Source organism: uncultured Candidatus Puniceispirillum sp., assembly GCF_963979125.1.
Taxonomy (GTDB): Bacteria; Pseudomonadota; Alphaproteobacteria; order Puniceispirillales; family Puniceispirillaceae; genus Puniceispirillum.
The window spans coordinates 1-19931 of sequence record NZ_CAXBVX010000031.1 but is presented as its reverse complement, the minus strand read 5'-3'; the positions used below and the strand labels follow the sequence as shown (position 1 = coordinate 19931).

The 19931-nt window shown below is 46.6% G+C and carries 23 protein-coding genes; 11 read left to right on the top strand and 12 right to left on the bottom strand.

The window, feature by feature from the left end:
- The 4 genes from ABNT28_RS04930 to rpsF all read right to left on the bottom strand — a co-directional run.
- On the bottom strand, positions 1 to 851 hold an 851-nt coding region (locus ABNT28_RS04930; protein WP_348721109.1), incomplete at its 3' end, for a DnaB-like helicase N-terminal domain-containing protein.
- Positions 852 to 993: 142 nt separating this feature from the next.
- Positions 994 to 1659, bottom strand: coding sequence for a 50S ribosomal protein L9 (gene rplI, locus ABNT28_RS04925; protein WP_332923540.1), 666 nt, complete (start codon positions 1657 to 1659; stop codon positions 994 to 996).
- A gap of 30 nt (positions 1660 to 1689) precedes the next feature.
- Positions 1690 to 1944: a 30S ribosomal protein S18 gene (gene rpsR, locus ABNT28_RS04920; RefSeq protein WP_332923541.1), complete on the bottom strand. Its 255-nt coding sequence runs from the start codon at positions 1942 to 1944 to the stop codon at positions 1690 to 1692.
- Positions 1945 to 2397 carry a 30S ribosomal protein S6 gene (rpsF, locus tag ABNT28_RS04915; RefSeq protein WP_332923542.1) on the bottom strand — a complete coding sequence of 151 codons (453 nt, stop codon included), beginning with the start codon at positions 2395 to 2397 and terminating at the stop codon, positions 1945 to 1947. It lies immediately after the preceding gene.
- A 247-nt stretch (positions 2398 to 2644) separates the two neighbouring features.
- Between rpsF and fabD the strand changes: the two genes are divergently transcribed.
- The 6 genes from fabD to gmk all read left to right on the top strand — a co-directional run bounded on the left by fabD (position 2645) and on the right by gmk (position 7894).
- Positions 2645 to 3595 (top strand): ACP S-malonyltransferase, encoded by a 951-nt coding sequence (gene fabD, locus ABNT28_RS04910; protein WP_332923543.1) that lies wholly within the window; start codon positions 2645 to 2647, stop codon positions 3593 to 3595.
- 82 nt (positions 3596 to 3677) lie between these two features.
- Entirely contained in the window at positions 3678 to 4415 is a 738-nt protein-coding gene (fabG, locus tag ABNT28_RS04905; RefSeq protein ID WP_332923544.1) for a 3-oxoacyl-[acyl-carrier-protein] reductase, read from the top strand.
- Between the two features lie 219 nt (positions 4416 to 4634).
- Positions 4635 to 4871: an acyl carrier protein gene (locus ABNT28_RS04900; RefSeq protein ID WP_332923545.1), complete on the top strand. Its 237-nt coding sequence runs from the start codon at positions 4635 to 4637 to the stop codon at positions 4869 to 4871.
- A gap of 80 nt (positions 4872 to 4951) precedes the next feature.
- Entirely contained in the window at positions 4952 to 6214 is a 1263-nt protein-coding gene (fabF, locus tag ABNT28_RS04895) for a beta-ketoacyl-ACP synthase II (protein ID WP_332923546.1), read from the top strand.
- A complete protein-coding gene (mltG, locus tag ABNT28_RS04890; RefSeq protein WP_348721108.1) occupies positions 6214 to 7209 on the top strand; it encodes an endolytic transglycosylase MltG in 996 nt (331 codons plus the stop codon). Before fabF ends, mltG begins: the two co-directional genes overlap by 1 nt.
- A 22-nt stretch (positions 7210 to 7231) precedes the next feature.
- On the top strand, positions 7232 to 7894 hold the full coding sequence (gmk, locus tag ABNT28_RS04885; protein ID WP_348721107.1) for a guanylate kinase: 663 nt from the start codon (positions 7232 to 7234) through the stop codon (positions 7892 to 7894).
- Between the two features lie 10 nt (positions 7895 to 7904).
- On the opposite strand, the gene rsmA is transcribed toward gmk, so the two are convergent.
- From rsmA to ABNT28_RS04860, 5 genes are read right to left on the bottom strand one after another with little or no spacing between them, the layout of a single operon-like run.
- Entirely contained in the window at positions 7905 to 8798 is an 894-nt protein-coding gene (rsmA, locus tag ABNT28_RS04880; RefSeq protein WP_332923549.1) for a 16S rRNA (adenine(1518)-N(6)/adenine(1519)-N(6))-dimethyltransferase RsmA, read from the bottom strand.
- The gene (gene pdxA / locus ABNT28_RS04875; RefSeq protein WP_348721106.1) at positions 8791 to 9789 is read right to left on the bottom strand and encodes a 4-hydroxythreonine-4-phosphate dehydrogenase PdxA; all 999 of its coding nucleotides are present in this window, start codon (positions 9787 to 9789) and stop codon (positions 8791 to 8793) included. The genes rsmA and pdxA overlap by 8 nt, the downstream gene beginning before the upstream one ends.
- A gap of 9 nt (positions 9790 to 9798) precedes the next feature.
- Positions 9799 to 11073 carry a peptidylprolyl isomerase gene (locus ABNT28_RS04870; protein WP_332923551.1) on the bottom strand — a complete coding sequence of 425 codons (1275 nt, stop codon included), beginning with the start codon at positions 11071 to 11073 and terminating at the stop codon, positions 9799 to 9801.
- Between the two features lie 12 nt (positions 11074 to 11085).
- Positions 11086 to 12192 (bottom strand): LptF/LptG family permease, encoded by a 1107-nt coding sequence (locus ABNT28_RS04865; protein ID WP_332923552.1) that lies wholly within the window; start codon positions 12190 to 12192, stop codon positions 11086 to 11088.
- 3 nt (positions 12193 to 12195) lie between these two features.
- Positions 12196 to 13290, bottom strand: coding sequence for an LptF/LptG family permease (locus tag ABNT28_RS04860; RefSeq protein WP_332923553.1), 1095 nt, complete (start codon positions 13288 to 13290; stop codon positions 12196 to 12198).
- A 176-nt stretch (positions 13291 to 13466) separates the two neighbouring features.
- Between ABNT28_RS04860 and ABNT28_RS04855 the strand changes: the two genes are divergently transcribed.
- The 3 genes from ABNT28_RS04855 (at position 13467) to ndk (ending at position 15964) form a co-directional block, all read left to right on the top strand.
- Positions 13467 to 14939: a leucyl aminopeptidase gene (locus tag ABNT28_RS04855; protein ID WP_348721105.1), complete on the top strand. Its 1473-nt coding sequence runs from the start codon at positions 13467 to 13469 to the stop codon at positions 14937 to 14939.
- Between the two features lie 45 nt (positions 14940 to 14984).
- On the top strand, positions 14985 to 15437 hold the full coding sequence (locus ABNT28_RS04850; protein ID WP_332923555.1) for a DNA polymerase III subunit chi: 453 nt from the start codon (positions 14985 to 14987) through the stop codon (positions 15435 to 15437).
- A gap of 104 nt (positions 15438 to 15541) precedes the next feature.
- The gene (ndk, locus tag ABNT28_RS04845) at positions 15542 to 15964 is read left to right on the top strand and encodes a nucleoside-diphosphate kinase (protein WP_332923556.1); all 423 of its coding nucleotides are present in this window, start codon (positions 15542 to 15544) and stop codon (positions 15962 to 15964) included.
- A 103-nt stretch (positions 15965 to 16067) separates the two neighbouring features.
- Here ndk and ABNT28_RS04840 read toward each other — a convergent pair whose 3' ends face one another.
- From ABNT28_RS04840 to purM, 3 genes are all read right to left on the bottom strand, one after another.
- Positions 16068 to 16199 carry an aa3-type cytochrome c oxidase subunit IV gene (locus ABNT28_RS04840; RefSeq protein WP_332923557.1) on the bottom strand — a complete coding sequence of 44 codons (132 nt, stop codon included), beginning with the start codon at positions 16197 to 16199 and terminating at the stop codon, positions 16068 to 16070.
- An 81-nt stretch (positions 16200 to 16280) separates the two neighbouring features.
- Complete coding sequence (purN, locus tag ABNT28_RS04835; protein WP_332923558.1) at positions 16281 to 16949, bottom strand: phosphoribosylglycinamide formyltransferase; 669 nt, start codon at positions 16947 to 16949, stop codon at positions 16281 to 16283.
- An 8-nt stretch (positions 16950 to 16957) separates the two neighbouring features.
- On the bottom strand, positions 16958 to 18043 hold the full coding sequence (gene purM / locus ABNT28_RS04830) for a phosphoribosylformylglycinamidine cyclo-ligase (protein WP_348721104.1): 1086 nt from the start codon (positions 18041 to 18043) through the stop codon (positions 16958 to 16960).
- Positions 18044 to 18115: 72 nt separating this feature from the next.
- Here purM and ABNT28_RS04825 point away from each other — a divergent pair, with 72 nt between their 5' ends.
- Positions 18116 to 19297, top strand: a complete 1182-nt coding sequence (locus ABNT28_RS04825) for a hypothetical protein (RefSeq protein WP_332923560.1) — start codon at positions 18116 to 18118, stop codon at positions 19295 to 19297.
- 8 nt (positions 19298 to 19305) lie between these two features.
- On the top strand, positions 19306 to 19931 hold a 626-nt coding region (locus ABNT28_RS04820), incomplete at its 3' end, for a hypothetical protein (protein ID WP_348721103.1).

The window sequence follows — 19931 nt, the reverse complement described above, 5'->3', positions numbered from 1 at the left end:
CTTTCCGAATCAACGCGTGCCCGTTCACTCAGGATACGTGTGCCAAGCTGTTCGGCGGCCATTTCCAGCGAGAAAAAAGCAACTGGGCTGGAGACTTCACCGCTTTTTGTCGTTGTCGCGGCATGAAAGGCGATATTAGTAGCCAGTGCGGTTTTACCCATCGCAGGGCGTCCAGCCAGAATTATAAGATCGGAACGTTGCAAGCCACCCAAAAGATTGTTCAGGTCAGTCAATCCGGTGCTGGCGCCAGATAGATGCCCATCATTTTTGCGGGCAAGATCAGCCTGATTCACACTGGCCGCGATAATCGTATCAAATCCCCGCAATCCGGTGCTGGCAGTGTCATTTTCGGCAAGGCGGAACAGATGCGCTTCGGCAGTTTCGATCTGGGTTGATGCGGGGGTGTCAACTTCGGGTTGAATCGCATCGGTAATGACCTGATCGCTTATCAAAATCAACTCACGGCGTAGATGCGCTTCGTGGATGGTATGCGCGTAATCGGGTGCCTGACTGATGCTGATAACACCATCGGCGAGATCGGTTAGATACTCTTGGGCATCCATATCCGGAAAATCATCACTGCCCGTGAAAAAGCTTTTCAGGGTGACTGGATTCGCCAGCTGTCCGCGTTCGGTCATCCGCGTGATCGTTTTAAAAATACGTCCATGAAGGGGATCATAGAAATGCTCGTCGCGAAGCCGGTCGTCAATACGCTCCATCACGCTGTTATCAAGCAGCAACGCGCCAAGCAAATTCTGTTCGGCTGGCAGATTATGCGGCATTTTCCGGGTGGGACCAGTGCCAGATACGCCAGTTGGAAAGGGTTTTATGTTGGTTTGTTCTTCAGCCATATTTCAGATATAGCAAATTTTATGCACATAGCTGTCATGTTATTTGTGGGGAAGATGGGGATAAGTTGTTTTTTTAATTTGTGGGTAAGACACAAAAAAGCCGGAGACACGCTCCGGCTTTGATGAAAAGTAAAAAACGGGTCTAAGCGTCTTCGGAAGCCTCATCTGTATTTGCAGACTCGTCATCTTTAGTACTCTCGGCATCTGTCTCAGCCTCAACTTCAGCTTCAACTTCAGCTGTTTCAGCCTGTTCAACAGCTTCAACCGCCGCAACAGCCGCATTGATGTTATCATCTTCATCATCAACGTCCTGAACGCCGCCAGTAACCGCAACACCTGTTTTAAGCTGGGTTTCAGCCTCTTCAAGTGAACGGGCAATATTGACAATTATGTCAACAGACACTTCCGGATGAAGCCGGATGCGCGTGTCAGTCAGGCCCAGGGTTTTGATAGCCTTGTCCATGATGACCTGTGATCTGTTGATGGTAAAGCCAGCTTCGCTGACAGCTTCGGCAATATCGCGTGATGTCACCGAACCGAACAGCTGACCCATTTCAGAGGCAGCACGGACCATATTGACAGCAAGGCCAGCCATTTTCCCAGCTTCGGTCTCGGCTTCACTGCGCTGAGACAGATTATCAGCTTCACGTTGCGAACGTTCGGTTTCAAACCGTTCGCGATTGGCTTTGTTGGCACGAAGTGCTTTGCCCTGTGGCAACAAAAAATTACGTGCATAGCCTGGCTTCACGGTAACAAGATCACCCATCTGTCCAAGTTTTTCCACGCGTTCTAGCAAAATGATTTGCATATCGTATCTCCTAAAATCGAATGGCTGTTTCTATGACAAAACGTAAGGCATGAGCGCCAAGAAGCGCGAACGCTTGATAGCAGTTGCCAGTTCACGCTGTTTTTTTGCTGATACAGCTGAAATACGTGAGGGAATGATTTTACCGCGCTCTGACGTATAACGTGCCAGAAGCTTGGTATCTTTATAGTCGATCTTTGGCGCGTTTGCGCCAGAAAAAGGACATGACTTGCGCCGCCGATTAAATGGCTTGCGAAGGGCTTCGCGTTTGATTTCGAGCTGGGTCATTTATGCCTCCTCTTTCTCGGTAGATGCGACGCTATCGACAGATGCGCTGGCATTATCGTCATTTCTTGGACGGTCATCGCGACGGTCATCGCGACGGTCATCGTCACGTGGTCCACGAGATGGACGCTCAGACTTGGCCTGCATCATGATTGATGGCGCTTCATCGACTTCTTCGATACGAATGTTCATGAAACGCAAAACATCTTCGTTAAGACCCATGATACGCTCATATTCTTTAAGCGCCTCACTGTCAGTTTCCATATTGAACATCACATAGTGACCCTTCCGGTTCTTCTTGATCCGGTAGGCAAGGGTACGTAGGCCCCAATATTCGCGTTTTTTGATAGAACCGCCGGCGGATGTGATGATTCCGGCAAACTCGTCGGCCATGGCTTCAACCTGGGTAGACGAAACATCCTGACGTGCAATAAACACGCTTTCATACAAGCGCATGATAACTCCTTTTGGCTCGTTGTCTGAGCATCAATTTATGACCAGACCAACCGGTTTCCCGGTAAGGATTACAAAGATTTTTAAGCTATTTAAGTTTAGTTCACAATTAGCTTGTCGCGCACCATACACAAATATCCGACAGATGCAAGCGTTTCAGCCAAATTCCATGTGGCCAGATGACATAGCGGCACCTGTCTGCTACTAGTGAGCAATAGCATAAAGTTATTTTGAATATTGTGAGGGACATATGACTACAACTAAGATGGCGTTTTTGTTTCCGGGTCAGGGCGCGCAAGCAATCGGAATGGGAAGTCAACTTGCCGCGTCGCATGACGTGGCGCGGCATTTGTTCGATGAGGTGAATGATGCGCTTGATGAAGATTTGTTTTCGCTTATGCAAAACGGCCCTGAAGATGATTTACGATTGACGCGAAATGCCCAACCAGCCTTGTTTGCATCGTCAATGGCGGCGGTACGCGTGCTTGAGGCGGAACTTGGTAAACCATTAACATCGGTTGCCACATATGTAGCTGGGCACTCATTGGGAGAATATGCAGCACTTGCGGCAGCAAATAGCCTTGGTGTTGCCGATTCAGCGCGACTGTTGCGCCAGCGTGGCGATGCTATGCAAGCGGCGGTTGCGGATGGTGATGGCGCCATGGCGGCTATTCTGGGCGCGGATGAAGCTCAGATAAACGCCATATTAGATGAAGCATCGGCAAAAGGCCTTGTCCAGCTGGCTAATGATAATGCGCCAGGTCAAATTGTTATTAGCGGTGCAACAGAAGCTGTTGATGCGGCGATAGAAATTGCCAAGGATGCGGGTATTCGCCGTGCGATAAAGTTGCCAGTCAGCGCACCTTTTCATTGTGACCTGATGGCACCTGCTGGCGATGTTATGCAGGCCGCTCTTGAGGCGGTGACAATATCTGACGCGGTCAAGCCAGTCATATGCAATGTTACCGCTACCGCTGAAACCGATGCCGATATGTTGCGTACAAATCTGGTAACCCAAATTTGTAGCCGTGTACGTTGGCGTGAAACGTTGACAATGCTTGGCCAATCCGAAGTAACACATTTTATTGAGCTTGGCACAGGCAAGGTGCTATCGGGTTTGGTTAAGCGAACGCTGGAAGATGTCACAATCGCCAATCTTGATGGAAGTGATGATATAGATAATGTACTGGCACAATTTTAGAACAGATTTAAAAATACAGCTTTTATAAAGACTTCAGAATCGAAAACCTATCTACAGAACCTATCTACAGGGAGAATAGTGAATGTTTGATCTTACCGGCAAAGTTGCCCTGATCACTGGTGCCAGTGGTGGCATTGGCACTGCAATCGCAACCGCATTACATAAGCAGGGGGCAACCGTTGTGCTTCATGGTACACGTGCCGAGGCACTGGAAGCCTTGAAAGCATCACTTGGTGATCGCGCCCATGTTTGCACGGCAAACCTATCAGATCGTGAAGCCGTGGCTGGCTTGATTGACGCCGCTACCAAAGTTGCTGGCCCTGTATCTATTCTGGTCAATAATGCTGGAATTACCCGTGATGGTCTGGCAATGCGGATGAAGGATGAAGATTGGGACAGTGTTCTGGAGGTTAATATGACATCTACGATGGCATTGTGCCGCGCGTCCCTTCGCGGCATGATGAAAGCGCGCTCTGGTCGTATCATTTCAGTGTCATCGATCGTGGCGGCTACTGGCAATCCGGGACAAACCAATTATGCAGCATCCAAAGCGGGTATGATTGGATATAGCAAGTCTTTGGCGCAGGAAGTGGCCAGCCGCGGCATCACAGTGAATGTGGTGGCACCCGGATTTATTGCCACACCTATGACTGACGTGCTGGATGATGCCCAAAAGGAAAGTCTATTAACGCGCGTGCCCGCAAACCGGCTTGGCAATCCCGAAGAGATCGCAGCAACAGTCGTTTTTCTGGCCAGCGACGAGGCGGCTTACATAACTGGTGCAACCATGCATGTGAATGGCGGGATGGCGATGCTGTAATCGATGGTGGGCGTAATATAGGCATCACCTTACTTTATATAGATTTATTTCAATAGAACGTGAATGGCATGCCATGTTATAAACATTAAAATACATAAAAGCCGATTTTTAAGGCTTGTAAGGGGTGGCACAACTCAAAAATTTATGGTAATTGCCGCCCAATTTTAAATTTCTGAGTCGTCTAGGCGGCAAGAATCAACCTTCTTAAAGGGGCACAATATGAGCGATATCGCAGATCGTGTTAAGAACATCGTAGTAGAACATCTTGGTGTAGATGCAGATAAGGTTGTTGAGGGCGCAAGCTTCATCGATGATCTTGGCGCAGATAGCCTAGATACAGTGGAATTGGTAATGGCATTTGAAGAAGAGTTTGGTGTCGAGATTCCTGATGATGCTGCCGAACGAATTCTCACTGTGAAAGACGCTGTGTCATTCTTGGAAGAGAGCGCTTCCTAGGTTAGGATGCAAGAATATCTAGCGTAGTCCTGTGCGAATGGGGCTACGTTTTATTGCCTAAACAGATCCGGAGGACAGTCTTGCGTCGTGTTGTTGTTACTGGCATGGGAATGGTTACACCCCTAGGGGTTGGTGTTGACCATAATTGGTCTAATATTATTGCCGGAAACAGTGGTATATCCCGCATCACAAATTTTGATGTATCGGATATATCCTGTCAGATCGCAGGACAAGTTCCCGAAGCAGGTGTCGAAGGCGGATTACAAATGGACGATTTTGTTGATCCACGTGATCAACGCAAACAAGATCGTTTCATACAGTTGGGAATGGTTGCTGCCATCGAAGCTGTTGAAAATTCGGGTTGGATGCCTGAAGACCGTGACGCCCAAAACCGTACTGGCGTCATGATCGGATCAGGTATTGGTGGCCTTGACTCGATTGTCAAAACAGATCAGTTGATGCAGGAAAAAGGACCGCGGCGCATTAGTCCGTTCTTTATCCCATCTGCTCTTATTAATCTTATTTCTGGTTTCGTTTCAATACGATATGGTTTCCGTGGTCCGAATCACGCTGTTGTAACAGCTTGTTCAACTGGTGCGCATGCGATTGGTGATGCCGCACGGATGGTCATGCTTGATGATGCCGATGTCATGATTGCAGGTGGTGCCGAAGCGGCTGTATGCCGGATTGGTATGGCTGGATTTGCGGCTGCCCGCGCATTATCAACAAGCTATAATGATACGCCTGAACTTGGTTCTCGCCCCTGGGATAAAGGTCGTGATGGTTTTGTGATGGGCGAAGGTGCCGGCGTTGTGGTTCTGGAAGAACTGGAACATGCCAAAGCACGTGGCGCGACCATATATGGCGAAATCAAGGGCTATGGCCTTTCAGGTGATGCGCATCATATCACTGCGCCAGCTGAAGATGGTGATGGTGGTTTTCGCGCCATGCAGGCGGCACTAAAGCGCGCAGGTCTTTCAACCAGCGATATTGACTATGTCAACGCGCATGGAACATCAACACCGCTTGGTGATGTTATAGAGGCACGCGCTGTTGCCCGTCTGCTTGGCGATGCGGTCAAGGATATTTCAATGTCATCAACCAAAAGCGCGACAGGTCATCTGCTTGGCGCGGCTGGGGCAATTGAAGCGATTTTCTCGCTAAAGGCTGTGCAAACGGGCGAGGTGCCCCCAACATTGAACTTGAATGATGCCGAAGACGCAGTCGCCAATTTTGATCTGGTGCCACTAAAATCGAAAAAACGCGTCGTGCGTAATGCCATGTCTAATTCATTTGGGTTTGGCGGTACTAATGCGTCGCTCATCATGGGGCAGGTTACCTAATGATACCGACGCCGGTCCGTTGGTTGCTCTGGTCGGTTGTTGTTTGCGGGATCATCATTGCGATTACGACTGGTGGATTATGGACATGGCGTGCGCATGTACTCGAATCGCCGGGGCCACATACCGAAGATGTCCTGTTTGTAGTTGAAGCCGGAAATGGTCATGCGACCTTGCGCTACCGACTAAAAAGCGCAGGCGTGATACATCAAACTTATCATTATGATGCAGCGCGTATTATGGCGGGTGACCAATTTGTACCCAAAGCTGGTGAGTATCTGCTGCCAGCTTCATCAAGCCTGAAAATAGTTATGGATATTCTTCATTCAGGGCGAAGTTTTCAACGGCGCATCACAGTTGTCGAAGGTTTGCGATCATCGGAAGTCGTTGCCCAGATTGCGGCAATGGATATTTTGATAGGTGATATTAAAACTATTCCTGAAGAGGGTAGTTTGTTACCCGAGACTTACTTTTTTACTTATAACACCAAACGTTCAGCGCTTATTGCGCGGATGCAGGATGTGATGGCTATCACATTAGCTGAAGCCTGGGCATCGCGTGCTGACGGATTGCCTTATAATCGTATGGAAGATGCCTTGATCATGGCATCAATCATTGAAAAGGAGTCAAGCAAGGCTAGCGAACGTCGTCTGGTTGCCGCGGTGCTGGTTAATCGGCTGAAAAAAGGTATGCGGCTTCAGTCTGATCCAACAGTTGTGTATGACACTGATCCGAAAATTAGCATGAGCAGGGTCATTACAAAGTCAGATTTAAAACGCAAAACAGTTTGGAATACATATGTCATTAAAGGCTTGCCAAAAACACCAATTGCCAATCCAGGCCGCGACTCTATCCTTGCGGCACTAAATCCAGCCAAAAGTGATTATTTGTATTTTGTATCTGACGGTAAAGGTGGTTTACGATTTGCAAAAACACTAGACGCACATAACCGTAATGTAAGATTATTCAGACAATTCCAACGTGCGGCAAAACAATAAAGCGATAGAACAGGACGTCATTATGGCCAAGCATGAAAAATCAGATATACATAAGAATATCATAGGTCGTCGAGGCTTTATGCTGGTTCTTTCATCCCCATCCGGGGCTGGCAAGACAACTATCGCACGGCGCCTTATTGAAGAAGAAAACAGTCTGGAAATGTCTGTTTCAGCCACGACAAGACCTCGCAGACCTGGCGAGGTAGAAGGTAAGGACTATTATTTTGTTGAGGACGAAGCCTTTCATTTGATGACTAATCGTGGTGAATTTTTAGAGCATGCCAATGTATTCGATCATTATTATGCAACCCCTGCCGCGCCGGTGATGAAGGCTTTGGGCGAGGGACGGGACATTCTGTTTGATATAGACTGGCAAGGAACTCAGCAAATTGCTGATAAAAGCCGTGACGATCTTGTTTCGGTTTTTATTCTACCCCCTTCAACAAAAGATCTGGAAAAACGGTTGCTGAATCGTGCACAGGATAGTGCCGATGTGGTGGCCAAACGCATGGCCAAGGCCGCTGATGAGATCAGCCATTATCGTGAATATGATTATATTCTGGTTAATGAAGATGTCGATCAAGCGATCAGCGAAATTAAAGCGATCATGATTGCCGAAAGGCTGAAACGCGACCGCCAGATTGGTTTAACTGATTTTGTAAAAGAGCTACGAAGCGAAGTTTAGTTAAGCTGAGTTATGTTGATCTGAAGGCGTTGCTTTCATGCAGGTTGGCAAGCTTGCAAAATGACGCGATATCAAGGTCTTGTGGTCGTGCTTCTGGATCAATGTCAGCAGCAATAAGCAGCGCTTCGCCTCCCATTTTTTTCAAGGAACTTCGTAGCATTTTGCGCCTTTGACCAAAAGCATGCCTTGTCACATCTTCAAGGTGTTTTTGACTGCAGGTAAAGCGCGGTGCCGCAAGGGGAACAATGCGCACAACTGACGATGTTATCTTTGGTGCAGGTACGAATGCTTCGGGGGGAATATCGAACAAAATCTCGGCATCGGCAAGCCATCCAGTAAGGATACTTAAACGTCCATAGGCGCTATCGCCAGGCTTGGCTGTTATTCGCAAAGCCACTTCACGCTGGAACATTAATGTCATCGACTCAAAGCGTGTGGCATGTTCTAGCCAGCGAATTAACAATGTTGTAGCGATGTTATAAGGTAGATTGGCAATAATGCGTCGGGGTCCAGGCTCAAGATCCCATATTGGAAAATCCATTGCATCAGCTTCGGTTAGCTCTAGGCGGCCATGCGCGGCCGATAGAAGCGACGCAAGTACATCAGGAGCGCGCCGATCCTTTTCGATAGCAAGGACTTTTGTTGCACCTTCAAGAAGCAAGGCACGTGTTAACCCCCCGGGGCCAGGGCCAATTTCAATTGTGGTACCTGTCAGAGGCGAGGCTGAGCGCGCAATACGACGGGTTAGATTGAGATCGAACAAAAAGTTTTGTCCAAGTGATTTGCGTGCACGCATATCCATCGCACCGACAAGATCGCGCAAAGATGGCAAAGCATCAATTTCGTTGTTGCTGGCGTCTAGGTCAGAGTGATCAAGGATGGCTTTGTTGGATGTGTCATGCATTGCTGGTGGCCTGACTGTCTGCCATTCGGCGCGCTTGAGTAATGGCTGCGATCAGACTGTCTGGCCGGGCAAGACCTTGTCCGGCAATATCAAAGCCGGTGCCGTGATCAGGTGATGTGCGGATAAAATCAAGACCCAAGGTTATATTTACCCCACCATAAAAATCAATTGTTTTTAACGGGATAAGAACCTGATCATGATACATGCCCAAAACAACATCATATTTGGAACGCGCTTCGGGATGGAACAAAGTATCAGCTGGATATGGCCCTGTCACATTTATGTTCTGAGCACGTAGTATAGCAATGGCAGGGGCGATAATTGTGGCATCTTCCTGACCCATGGAACCTTGTTCGCCAGCATGAGGATTAAGGCCGCATACCGCAATATGAGGATCATTGATTTGTTCAAATTGGCGAAGGCTTTTCGCTATCAGGTGGCACGCATCAATAATCGCTTCAGGGGTTATGCGTGACGCAACGTCGGCCAGTGGGATATGAACGGTCAAGGGTACGACACGCAAATTATCACAGGCAAGCATCATTAAAGGTGCGCCTTTATCTGTGGAACATAGGCTACCCAGAAATTCTGTATGACCAGGATAGGTAAAGCCTGCTTCATACAAATTTGCCTTGGCTATGGGGTTGGTCACCATGGCGGCGGCTTGGCCATTTTGGATATATTCGGCGGCGTCTTTAATGGCTTTGATAATCATTGATGCATTGGCTTTTTCGGGAGTGCCCGATTTGGGTGGAACAGCCCATGAGATGGGTAGTACCTGCATTGCGCCACAGTCAGGGTCAAAGGAATCAAGCTGTGGTATCGATATGATTTGAAAATCCATTCCTAGATCACTGGCCAGCGATTGAAGCCTTGCGGCATCTTCAAAAATGACAAAATCTTGACATCCTTGTTGCCATGCTTTCAGCGCAATTTCAGCACCAATGCCCGCAGGATCGCCAGATGTTAGGATGATTGGTTTTTGTATCACAATAGAGCCTCAGTCGATCAGCTCAATTGAAGCTTTGCGCCGAAGACGCAACAGATACCGCTCGCTTAGAGACCCAAAAAGGCGATTGAACTGAACTCGGTAAATTTCATCACGTGTGGGCAAATTCAATTCAGGCTTGAGGCGTTTGCACACCATGAATGATGCAATACCCTCACTAAAAGATAAGGCTTCGCTTGGCTCACCCACATTAAGCACTTTAACCAGATTTTGCATTTGAGGTGCCAACTCGCCCAGACGAAGATCTTCCAGTAGTGGCGCGGTACCAGAACCATATTTTTCGTGAAGCGCAATCATATCATCACAGGCTTGAATGTTGGACACATCACGTTCCAGTCTGGCGGCAGCTTCCAATCTATCAGACTTTGTTGCATCTGCATTTACGGGGAGAATGGCACGAACAAGCCAGATTCTTGATTGTGAAATATCATTAGCACCATTTTTACGGTCGCCAGTTTTTTTGAAAATATAAACAGCACCATCAAGTTGAACTGGATCACTGACCCCATTAACCTCAAGCGGGGCGATGATCGCTTGCAATTTTTCTGGCAGGCGTTCTATTAAAACCCATCCCAAACGCCCACCTTGCTGAGCGGTGCCAGCGGCAGAATATTGCTGGGCAATGGCATTAAAATCAGCTCCCTTTTTTACAGCGCTGACCATTTCTGAAGCCAGTGTCATTGTGGCTGCCAATGGACGATTTGGCTCAGGTGCCAGAACAATTTCACTTATATTGACCTGTGGCTGAGACGCGTCAGCTGTAATGCGTTCAAGTTCGGCATCAATCTTGTTGTCGATATCTGCGAATTTGTCAGCAAACTTGTCCTGTAAATAACCGCTCCAGATAAGGTCAGTGGCAAATTTGGTTTTGACAGAGTCATAATTCAGGTTCATGCGTCTTAGCGCGGCTGATCCTGTCTCGTCGTCAGATGAAAATGATTGTTCTATCAGATTAGCGGCTGGGCCATCGGCTTGCTGTCTAACTGAGGCATTTGTCGTCAGGGCAACTTGCATCTTCAACGTATCATCAACAAGCATCTGCAAAGCATCCTTGCGAATTTGCTTTTCGATGTTTTCTGTTTCCGGAAGGTTGGTCACTGCTTTCAGAAATCTGGCACGTTGATCAACATCATAATTTGTGATTGGTTTTCCATTTACCTTTGCAACTATTTTCAAGTTTGCATAAGCGCTGAATCCTCCCCACGTCATCATGCCAAAAAGCAAGACAGATGCAGTTATGATTCGGATTAATGAAGTTTGTTTCATCAAATTTTCCAGTCAGTTTTCATCAAGACGTGCCAGCATAATAGACCCAATAAGAAATACAGATATTGCCGGCGTCCAGCCAGCGACCACAGCGGGAACAGTCAATGAGGTTCCCATAACGTGCATAAGATAACTAAAAATAAAAATGCATGTTGCGATTCCAAGGCCCTTTATTATCAATTTCATCTGTCGTCCGCGGTTTATTGAACGAAAGGTGATACGCGTAGCTATCATCGAAATGCCCACTAACAGAAGCGGAAACGCCAAAATCTTGTTAAAATGAATTTCATGATTGATTGTTGGTAAGCCTGCTCGTTCTAAAACATTAATAAAATGGGGTAACGCATAAACTGAGATTGAATGAGGAGACTGGCCAGATCGTGACAGATCAACAGCGCCCAAATTGGTTGGAATGATGAATGTGCCAAGATCGGCATTTAAGCCATCACTATCCCATTTTGTGCCATCGTTAACTTCCCATCCCATCTGGGTCAATTGCATTGACTGGGCTTCTACGCGCCAATTTAGTTCAAACCCATTAACAAAACTATATATTGTGGGGTTACTAATTTGCGCTGTTTTCATATTCAACGCATCTCCATTGATGATAATTTTCACATCATCCTGCATATCACGAAGCCAAATGCCACTTTCTGATATTGTTAAATTATTTGATGTATCTCCACTAAGCGTCGCCATTTGGCTATCATATCGTTTCGATGTTACAGCCCCAATCGGATTTATCACCATAACAAACAAAATGCCGATACCAAGTGCCGAGACTAGCACAGGGCTTAATGACAGCCATATGGATTGCCCAAACCCCCGTGTCACAATGAATTCGTTTGATTTATTCCAAGCATTAAAGCACAGCATCGTTCCAATAAGCACGGCAAATGGTAAAATTACCTCAATGATATTTGGCAGATTTAGTATTGCCAGCACAGGCACGCTGATTTCTTGAACATCGGATTTGTTCACGCTTTTCTGGCGCATAAGTTCGACGCTCTGGATAACGCTTATTATGATGGTGAGGCCAAAAAGACACAGTAAAATCCATCGAGTATAATAGGATGCAAAATAGCGGAATAATGTACCGAAAATAAAAAATGGATTCATGTTTTACACATTACTCCCATATTTTACTGGTCTGATTAGGACAAAACCACAAATAATGATTGGTAATATGGATATAGCGTGAACAGACATCCATAATTGCGGCATTGTTATTGTCCAGCTTCGGGCAAGAATCAGCCCGACAATCAGTCCAAGACAGCAACTGATATTTATCAAAGACCGCCGTAACCAAAGATCGCGTCGCAGCTGCCTATGTAACGTGATAGTAATCACCGTCATAACAAGGGCTAATGCCAGTAGCGGCGAGGCAATGCGATAATGTCCTTCGGCAACTCTTTGAAATGCATATTCTGGATAGGGTGATTTTTCAACATCAAGCAGGTTGGTTATGCTGTCCTCATTCATGTCGTTTGCGACACGTTCACTTGGTTTTTTTTCGTTTGTCGTAAGTGCAAGCGAATGCGTTTCAAACAATAGCAAAGCACCTGATTCGCCGTCACTATTCACCTCTGAACGCTGACCATTTGCCAGAATTAACGTTGGACGATTGTCTTCACCTACAAATTTTCCATTTTTGGCAGTCAGGATGATTGTCCTATCAACCGTTCGGGTGTCTTGAATGAATACATCATTTACAACGTTATTTTCACTGCGAGAGCCGATAAACATTGTTAATCCAGGTACCACCTCGGTAAATACACCATCCTGTAAAAGAATGACGGGTATGCCATTTCGAAGATTAAATTGTAGATCTTTGTAGGTGCCAAACGAAGTTGGCAGCAAAAACACAGAATTAAAATAAAGAAAGCTGGTCAGCAAAACACCCAAAGCAATAGGTGCTTTGGCAAGTTGTGCTGAGCTGAGACCGACCGCTTGCATGACAGTCAGTTCACGATCGGCAAGTATGCGGTGGAACACCCAGTTTACAGCGATGAAACCGGCGATTGGTAGGGCGATTGTTAACCATAAAGGAATGACGGTGATCGACATCAGCAGAAAATCAAAAATGGGTGCGCCCTTATTCACAACAAGCTCAAGCAACTTGATCGTTTGGAACAACCACATGATTCCAATTAGCACCATTGAAATGATGCAAGTGGCACGAAACAGCTGGTTGAAAATATAGATATTAAACTGCATGATAGGGCGATTCCTCATTTATAGTCTAAATACCACATACGCCAACGAAAACGCAAAAAATATGACGCTCTTACAATTCAAAAATGATGATATATATCCAATGATATGTGATATCTATTCGTTACCGAAGCCATTAAAATGTTCCATGCAAATTTTAGCCAAAACAAGAGGTTTTTATGACCAGTAAATTGAAGCTTAGTTTTTCCAATGATGCCCCAAAGGGTGATTGCATAACTATATGTCTTATTTCTGAAGATAGCGTAATTATCCCAACGCTTGATAAAGATGTTGCGGCTCAAGTGATTGCAAAGATGGCAAGCGCGCAATTCACCGGCAAAAAGGGAACAAGCCTAAGCTTGTATCTTGACGAAGGCACCTATTTACTTGTTGGTGTTGGTGAGACCGTTAAGGCTGGAATTCATGCCGAGACTGTTGGCGGTAAATTATTTACCGCACTTGCGGCAACACCGCAAAAACGTGGCTGGCTCCCCCCACATAAATTTGCCGATGAAGTGGCTGGTGACATTATCTTTGGTGTTGAGCTTGCCGCTTATCATTTCGAACAGTATTTTACCGAAACCGACAGTGTTGAAGCGTCTGTTCAGCTAGTAGTCTCAAATGAATTTATCACCGAAGATGATCGTGTTCTTGCTGACCGACAAGCACTTGCTAAGGGTGTGGCGCTTGCTCGTGATCTTATTTTTGAACCAGCCAACAAACTCTATCCTGAAGCGTTTGCAGATCGGTGCGCAAGCTTATCCTCGTTAGGTCTTGAAGTGGAGGTTCTTGACGAGGCTGATATGGAAGCGCTTGGCATGGGTGCGCTACTTGGTGTTGGTCAGGGATCGCGTCGTGAATCACGTATGGTCGTGATGAATTGGCGTGGCGGTAAAGATGAAGCCCCGCTTGCACTTGTTGGAAAAGGTGTTACCTTTGATACAGGCGGTATTTCGCTTAAGCCTGCTAAAGGCATGGAAGACATGAAATGGGATATGGGCGGTGCAGCAGCTGTAACAGGGGCTATGGCGGCTATTGCAGGCCGTAAGGTTAAACGGAATGTTGTGGGCGTTATTGGGCTGGTTGAAAATATGCCTGATGGAAACGCACAACGTCCTGGTGACGTCGTTACGGCCATGTCAGGCAAAACAATCGAAGTTATCAATACCGATGCAGAAGGTCGCTTGGTACTTGCCGATGCATTGCACTATACTGAAACACGTTTTGAACCAGCCATGATGGTTAATCTGGCAACTTTAACTGGGGCTATTATTGTTTCGCTAGGCAAGGAATATGGTGGCTTGTTCAGCAATAGTGATGAGCTGGCTGCGCAATTGACACAGGCTGGCATGGCAACCGAAGAAAAGCTGTGGCGCATGCCCATGGGCAAGGCCTATGACAAAATGTTGAAATCACATATTGCGGATATGAAGAATATTGGTGGCCCTTATGGTGGGTCGATCACGGCGGCTTGTTTCCTTGAACGCTTTGTTTCCAAAACCCCTTGGGCGCATTTGGATATTGCGGGTAAGGCGTGGTCAGATAAAGCATCGGCGACAGTACCAAAAGGCGGTACCGGCTTTGGTGTTAGATTGTTAAACCGTCTTGTCGATAACTGGACACCAGCTCATATCACAACCAATGACAACTAGAACCCAAGGGTGAAATAGCAAAGCTATCGGGTGGTATTACGGCTAATGAGTCAAATCGATTTTTATCATCTTACCAAAACGGAACTGAAAACGGTTTTGTTGATGTTGCTGAAAAAAACACTGGCAGCGGGAAAAAAGGCGTTAGTCTTATGCCCTCAGCCAGCGGCATCAGCACTTGATACAGATTTATGGACACGAGAACCAGATTCATGGTTTGCACACGGTCTAGATGATGCAGATGGTCAGGATGTAGCTAGAATCTGGATTTCAACTGATATGGCAGTTAATCCGATTAAGGCAGAATTTGCCTTTTTGCTGCATGGCAGTGTGCCCGCTGATATTGGTCAGTTTGAAAGGGTTTTTAACTTGTTTGATGGTCGATCTGAGGCACAGATACAGCAAGCGCGTGATCATTGGAAAAGCTGGGGTGATCTTGGCCTGGCCGAACGTGGTTACTTTGCCGAAACCGAAGATGGAAGATGGGAAAAAAAGGCCTAAATTTAATTGTGAAATAAATGCATGAAGTTATGACTTGTGCCAAACGGTCTGCTCTTGTATTGAAGCCCAACATTCCATTTTAGCTGATATCAGAGGATCGCAACATGGCACTCGAAAGAACTTTTTCTATTATCAAACCTGACGCAACACGCCGCAATTTAACAGGCCAAGTCAATGCCCGCCTTGAAGCTGCAGGCCTTCGCATTGTCGCTCAAAAACGTGTCCTTCTAAGTGACCGTGAAGCCAAAGAATTCTATTCGGTTCATGCTGAGCGCCCGTTTTACAATGATCTGGTGTCATTCATGACATCTGGTCCTGTTGTTCTTCAGGTTCTTGAAGGTGAAAATGCAATTGCCAAAAATCGTGAGACAATGGGCGCCACAAACCCAGCTGATGCAGCCGATGGCACAATTCGCAAGGATTTCGCTGAGTCAATTGAAGCCAATTCAGTGCATGGATCTGACAGCCCAGAAAACGCGGCTATTGAAATCGCATATTTCTTTGCTGGTTCAGAAATCACTGGGTAAATGCGGAAGCCGCAAAGGCAAAAAAATAGATTCGAATCACAAAGGCGGGGCAAAACCCCGCCTTTTGTATGCCGATAAATTTTAACCGGACGAAGCGAGCCTACTAAAGTAGGGTAGCAGCCATGGCTATAAGCACGACAATGACCAAACCGATAACGATCTTTGATGCTGTCATAAAACCGTTATAGATCGCTAAATGCGATTTGGCCTGCTTGTCAAAATCTGAGGTATCCATCTTATCTCTCCCACTTTACGCATCACATTTAATATTATTTTCTATTTTATGGCCTATGCCATAGCAAAAATCAATCCGCCATTATGGCCAAATTAATGAAGCTTCAAGTTGCGCACGCTTTGATGGAGCAAGACGGTTCAGGGCAGATTGTCTGGCATGCCATATTACATCTGATCTGGTGATTTCAAGGTCACCATGAGCAAGGCTGCTGAGTACAAATGGATATAAGAGATGTTCCAGCACCAAGACACGTGCGGCTAATGTTGTAGCTGTATCCGCAGATTTTATATCAAGTGCTGCTTGTAGAATCGTAGGGCCATCATCAAGTCGCTCGGAAACGATATGAACGGTAACACCATGCTGTTTTACACCGTCAGCAAGCGCGCGTTCATGTGTATGAAGCCCTTTATAGGCAGGTAAAAGTGATGGATGGATATTCAGAATTCGGGGTGCAAACCGCGTCACGAACGTGGTTCCAATAAGGGCCATATATCCGGCCATGAAAATATAATCAGGGGCAACATCGTCAAGAACAGCGCACATGGCTAGATCGTGGTCTTCGCGTGATGCAAAATCCAAGCGGTTTACAATTTTGGTTGGAATGCCTTGGGCTGCGGCACTATCAATACCGACGCATGGTGTGTTAGCGGCAACCAGACAAACGGAACTGTGCGCTTTTGCTACAATATCGTCAACCAGCGCTTGCATATTGCTACCACGCCCAGAAATCAATATGGCGACTCGGGTCATGGATTTAACTATTTGCCATGCCAGTGATGGCTATTATTCAATACCACCGGAGTTGAACCGTTACGTGGGCGCAAGGTGCCTATAATGGTGGCGTTTGGTTCACTGTCTGCATGTAAACTGGCCAGCATTGTTTCGGCCTTGTCCGGGCTGGTGAAAATAATCAGGCCAATCCCACAATTAAAGGTGCGCGCCATTTCATGCAATTCCATATTGCCGCCATCACGAAGCCAGCCAAAAACAGGCGGCAAGTCATAAAGGGCACAATCGATATCAAAAGTCAGTCCATCGTCATATACGCGCGGTGGATTTTCAATCAGCCCACCACCGGTAACATGCACAATGCCCGAAACGCCGCCATGGGCAAGCGCGGTTTTGGCGGCTTTTTGATAAATACGTGTGGGGGTGATCAAAACTTCGCCAAGTGACTGTGTTGGGTCGAATGGTGCAGGCGCAGATAAATCCGCACCAGTTACGTCAATAATTTTTCTTACTAGCGAAAATCCATTTGAATGGACGCCTGAGGACGGAATGGCAATCGCAATATCACCAGCTTTGGGTTGACCAGGTGCTAGCAAGGTGCCACGTTCGGCCGCGCCAACACAGAACCCTGCTAGGTCATAACTGCCAGCGCCATAAAGCCCCGGCATTTCAGCTGTTTCACCACCAATTAGCGCACAGTCAGATTCTATACAACCATCGGCAATGCCAGCAATGACATCAGCCGCTACATCGGTCTCTAGCTTTCCAGTTGCAAAATAGTCCAAGAAGAACAATGGCATGGCGCCTTGTGCTAGAATGTCGTTTGCGCACATGGCAACCAGGTCAATACCAAGGCCACGATGCATATTCACCGCTTTAGCAAGCTCTAGCTTGGTGCCGACACCATCGGTGGCCGCTACCAAAACAGGGTCTAAAAAGCCTGCAGCTTTCAGATCAAATAGGCCGCCAAACCCGCCAAGATCGGCCTCGGCACCGCTTCGCCTTGTCCGTTTTGCATGCGGGGCGATATTACGCACAAGCGCATCACCAGCATCTATATCGACGCCTGCATCTTTGTAGCTTAGCGAATTTGTGTGGTTTTCTTGGTTAGACATGCTGGTCTCGGCGTATTTGAGTGATATAAGAAGTATAGTCTTTTATGTATCAGGATCATAGGCGTTGAACGTATGTCTGTAACGTTATTTTCATTTTTACGTCTTCGGGTGGACGTTTGCCGGTATCTAGTTTCTGCTTTTTGCTCCCGATACAGCTATATCTTGGTTCTGAGTCTGCTTTTTCCAATGGTCGCTCAGGCGTCTGACCGTTGTGTTGAACCTGTTTTTGGTGCGGCTAACATAGATATAGACCAAACTGCCGATAATGCGAATGATGCCCGCACAAAGGGTGTGCGCCTTGCTGCAGAACAGGCGTTTGCGATCGTGCTTGATCGGCTTTTGATGGCGCCAGAACGACGCGATATCTTTTTACAAAAGCATGACCTTGATGAATTCACAGATTTTGTTCATATCATTGAAGAAAACAATCTACCCAAACGCTATATCGGTCGTTTTGATTTCTGTTTTGATGCTCAGCGCCTTCGTGCCGCCTTAAAACAAGCTAATTTGCGTTGGTCTGAGTTACAAAGCCCACCGATTCTCGTTGTGCCTGTCTGGAATGGCACAGATGGGGCAAGAGCATGGCAATTGGAAAACAAGTGGATTGGTGAATGGCATCAATTTGTTGGAAATAATACAGGTCTTGTTACTTACCGTATTCTGCAACCAACATTGTATCGTGAACGCAGGTTACGAGCCGAAGACCTGTATGCAGCCAACCAGCAAGATTTGGCTAGCGCCGCTATACTTGCCGAATCACAGCAGGTGCTTTTGGTTATCGCCAATGAGGATTATGAAGGCAGTACCCGCTTGGTGGACGTGTTGGCTGACTTGTATGATCGCGATGGCAATTATTTGTCCGCAGTTTATAAACATGGCAAATCGGCAATTGGCAAAGTTGCTGGCAAAAATGATCTCGGTACGATTGTTAATCGACATATTGTTGATATTTCCAAATCAATGGAAGAAGGGTGGCATGCCGCCAATTTGATGGGTGATCCGGTGTCAAGTCGGCTGACTGTTGAGGTGCCAATTGAAACTTTGGCTGAATGGGCATCACGTCTGGAAACGTTACGCGCGATTGCGGTTATTGATAAAATGGAAATTCATAAACTAGATGTGTCATCCGCGATTATATCCTTGCGTCTTGTCGGGCCTGTAACAGCCCTTGAAAATGCTCTGGCTGTTCATAATCTGCGTTTGATAATTAAGGATGATAGCCTGCCTGTACTGACCGTGACGCAGGGCAATTAGGATTTACAATGAAACAAATTCCAATGGATCTGTCCTTTCGATCAGCGCAAGGACGTGACAATTTTTTTATCAGTTCAAGCAATCAGCTTGCTGCTGACTGGATTGATCGCTGGCCTGATTGGCCGGGGCAGATACAGGGATTGAACATTGTTGGTGGTTCTGGATCAGGCAAATCGCATCTTGCGGCTGTCTGGCAGGAACAATCTGGCGCGGCGATAATATCAAACCCTGACGGTGATATGGTTCATAGTTCAGCTGAAAAAAGCGGTAAAGCACCATGTTTTATTCTTGATAATCTGACACCAGAGACTGTTGATGACGAGGCATTGTTCCATTTTTTGAACGCAATCAAGTCGGTTCAGGGTTCATTATTGATTTTGTCGCATTTGCCAGTTGCCCAAATGGCATGGACACTTGCTGATTTAATTTCGCGTTTAAAAGCTATCAATGTTGCACAGATTGAATTGCCTGATGATATGATATTATTTGTGCTTCTGGAAAAATACTTTGCCGAACGACAACTTGTCGCGCCGCATAATATGCTTCACTATATTGTTAGTCGGATGGATCGGTCTTTCAGTGCAGTAAACCAGATTGGGGCTGCATTGGACCATGAAGCACTCGCCAGCAAAAA

Bases quoted from the DNA above. Each gene is read 5' to 3' on its own strand.
- rplI (WP_332923540.1), bottom strand. From the start codon at position 1,659: ATGCAAATCATTTTGCTAGAACGCGTGGAAAAACTTGGACAGATGGGT.
- rpsR (WP_332923541.1), bottom strand. From the start codon at position 1,944: ATGACCCAGCTCGAAATCAAACGCGAAGCCCTTCGCAAGCCATTTAAT.
- rpsF (WP_332923542.1), bottom strand. From the start codon at position 2,397: ATGCGCTTGTATGAAAGCGTGTTTATTGCACGTCAGGATGTTTCGTCT.
- fabD (WP_332923543.1), top strand. From the start codon at position 2,645: ATGACTACAACTAAGATGGCGTTTTTGTTTCCGGGTCAGGGCGCGCAA.
- fabG (WP_332923544.1), top strand. From the start codon at position 3,678: ATGTTTGATCTTACCGGCAAAGTTGCCCTGATCACTGGTGCCAGTGGT.
- ABNT28_RS04900 (WP_332923545.1), top strand. From the start codon at position 4,635: ATGAGCGATATCGCAGATCGTGTTAAGAACATCGTAGTAGAACATCTT.
- mltG (WP_348721108.1), top strand. From the start codon at position 6,214: ATGATACCGACGCCGGTCCGTTGGTTGCTCTGGTCGGTTGTTGTTTGC.
- gmk (WP_348721107.1), top strand. From the start codon at position 7,232: ATGGCCAAGCATGAAAAATCAGATATACATAAGAATATCATAGGTCGT.
- rsmA (WP_332923549.1), bottom strand. From the start codon at position 8,798: ATGCATGACACATCCAACAAAGCCATCCTTGATCACTCTGACCTAGAC.
- ABNT28_RS04870 (WP_332923551.1), bottom strand. From the start codon at position 11,073: ATGAAACAAACTTCATTAATCCGAATCATAACTGCATCTGTCTTGCTT.
- ABNT28_RS04865 (WP_332923552.1), bottom strand. From the start codon at position 12,192: ATGAATCCATTTTTTATTTTCGGTACATTATTCCGCTATTTTGCATCC.
- ABNT28_RS04860 (WP_332923553.1), bottom strand. From the start codon at position 13,290: ATGCAGTTTAATATCTATATTTTCAACCAGCTGTTTCGTGCCACTTGC.
- ABNT28_RS04855 (WP_348721105.1), top strand. From the start codon at position 13,467: ATGACCAGTAAATTGAAGCTTAGTTTTTCCAATGATGCCCCAAAGGGT.
- ABNT28_RS04850 (WP_332923555.1), top strand. From the start codon at position 14,985: ATGAGTCAAATCGATTTTTATCATCTTACCAAAACGGAACTGAAAACG.
- ndk (WP_332923556.1), top strand. From the start codon at position 15,542: ATGGCACTCGAAAGAACTTTTTCTATTATCAAACCTGACGCAACACGC.
- ABNT28_RS04840 (WP_332923557.1), bottom strand. From the start codon at position 16,199: ATGGATACCTCAGATTTTGACAAGCAGGCCAAATCGCATTTAGCGATC.
- purN (WP_332923558.1), bottom strand. From the start codon at position 16,949: ATGACCCGAGTCGCCATATTGATTTCTGGGCGTGGTAGCAATATGCAA.
- purM (WP_348721104.1), bottom strand. From the start codon at position 18,043: ATGTCTAACCAAGAAAACCACACAAATTCGCTAAGCTACAAAGATGCA.
- ABNT28_RS04825 (WP_332923560.1), top strand. From the start codon at position 18,116: ATGTCTGTAACGTTATTTTCATTTTTACGTCTTCGGGTGGACGTTTGC.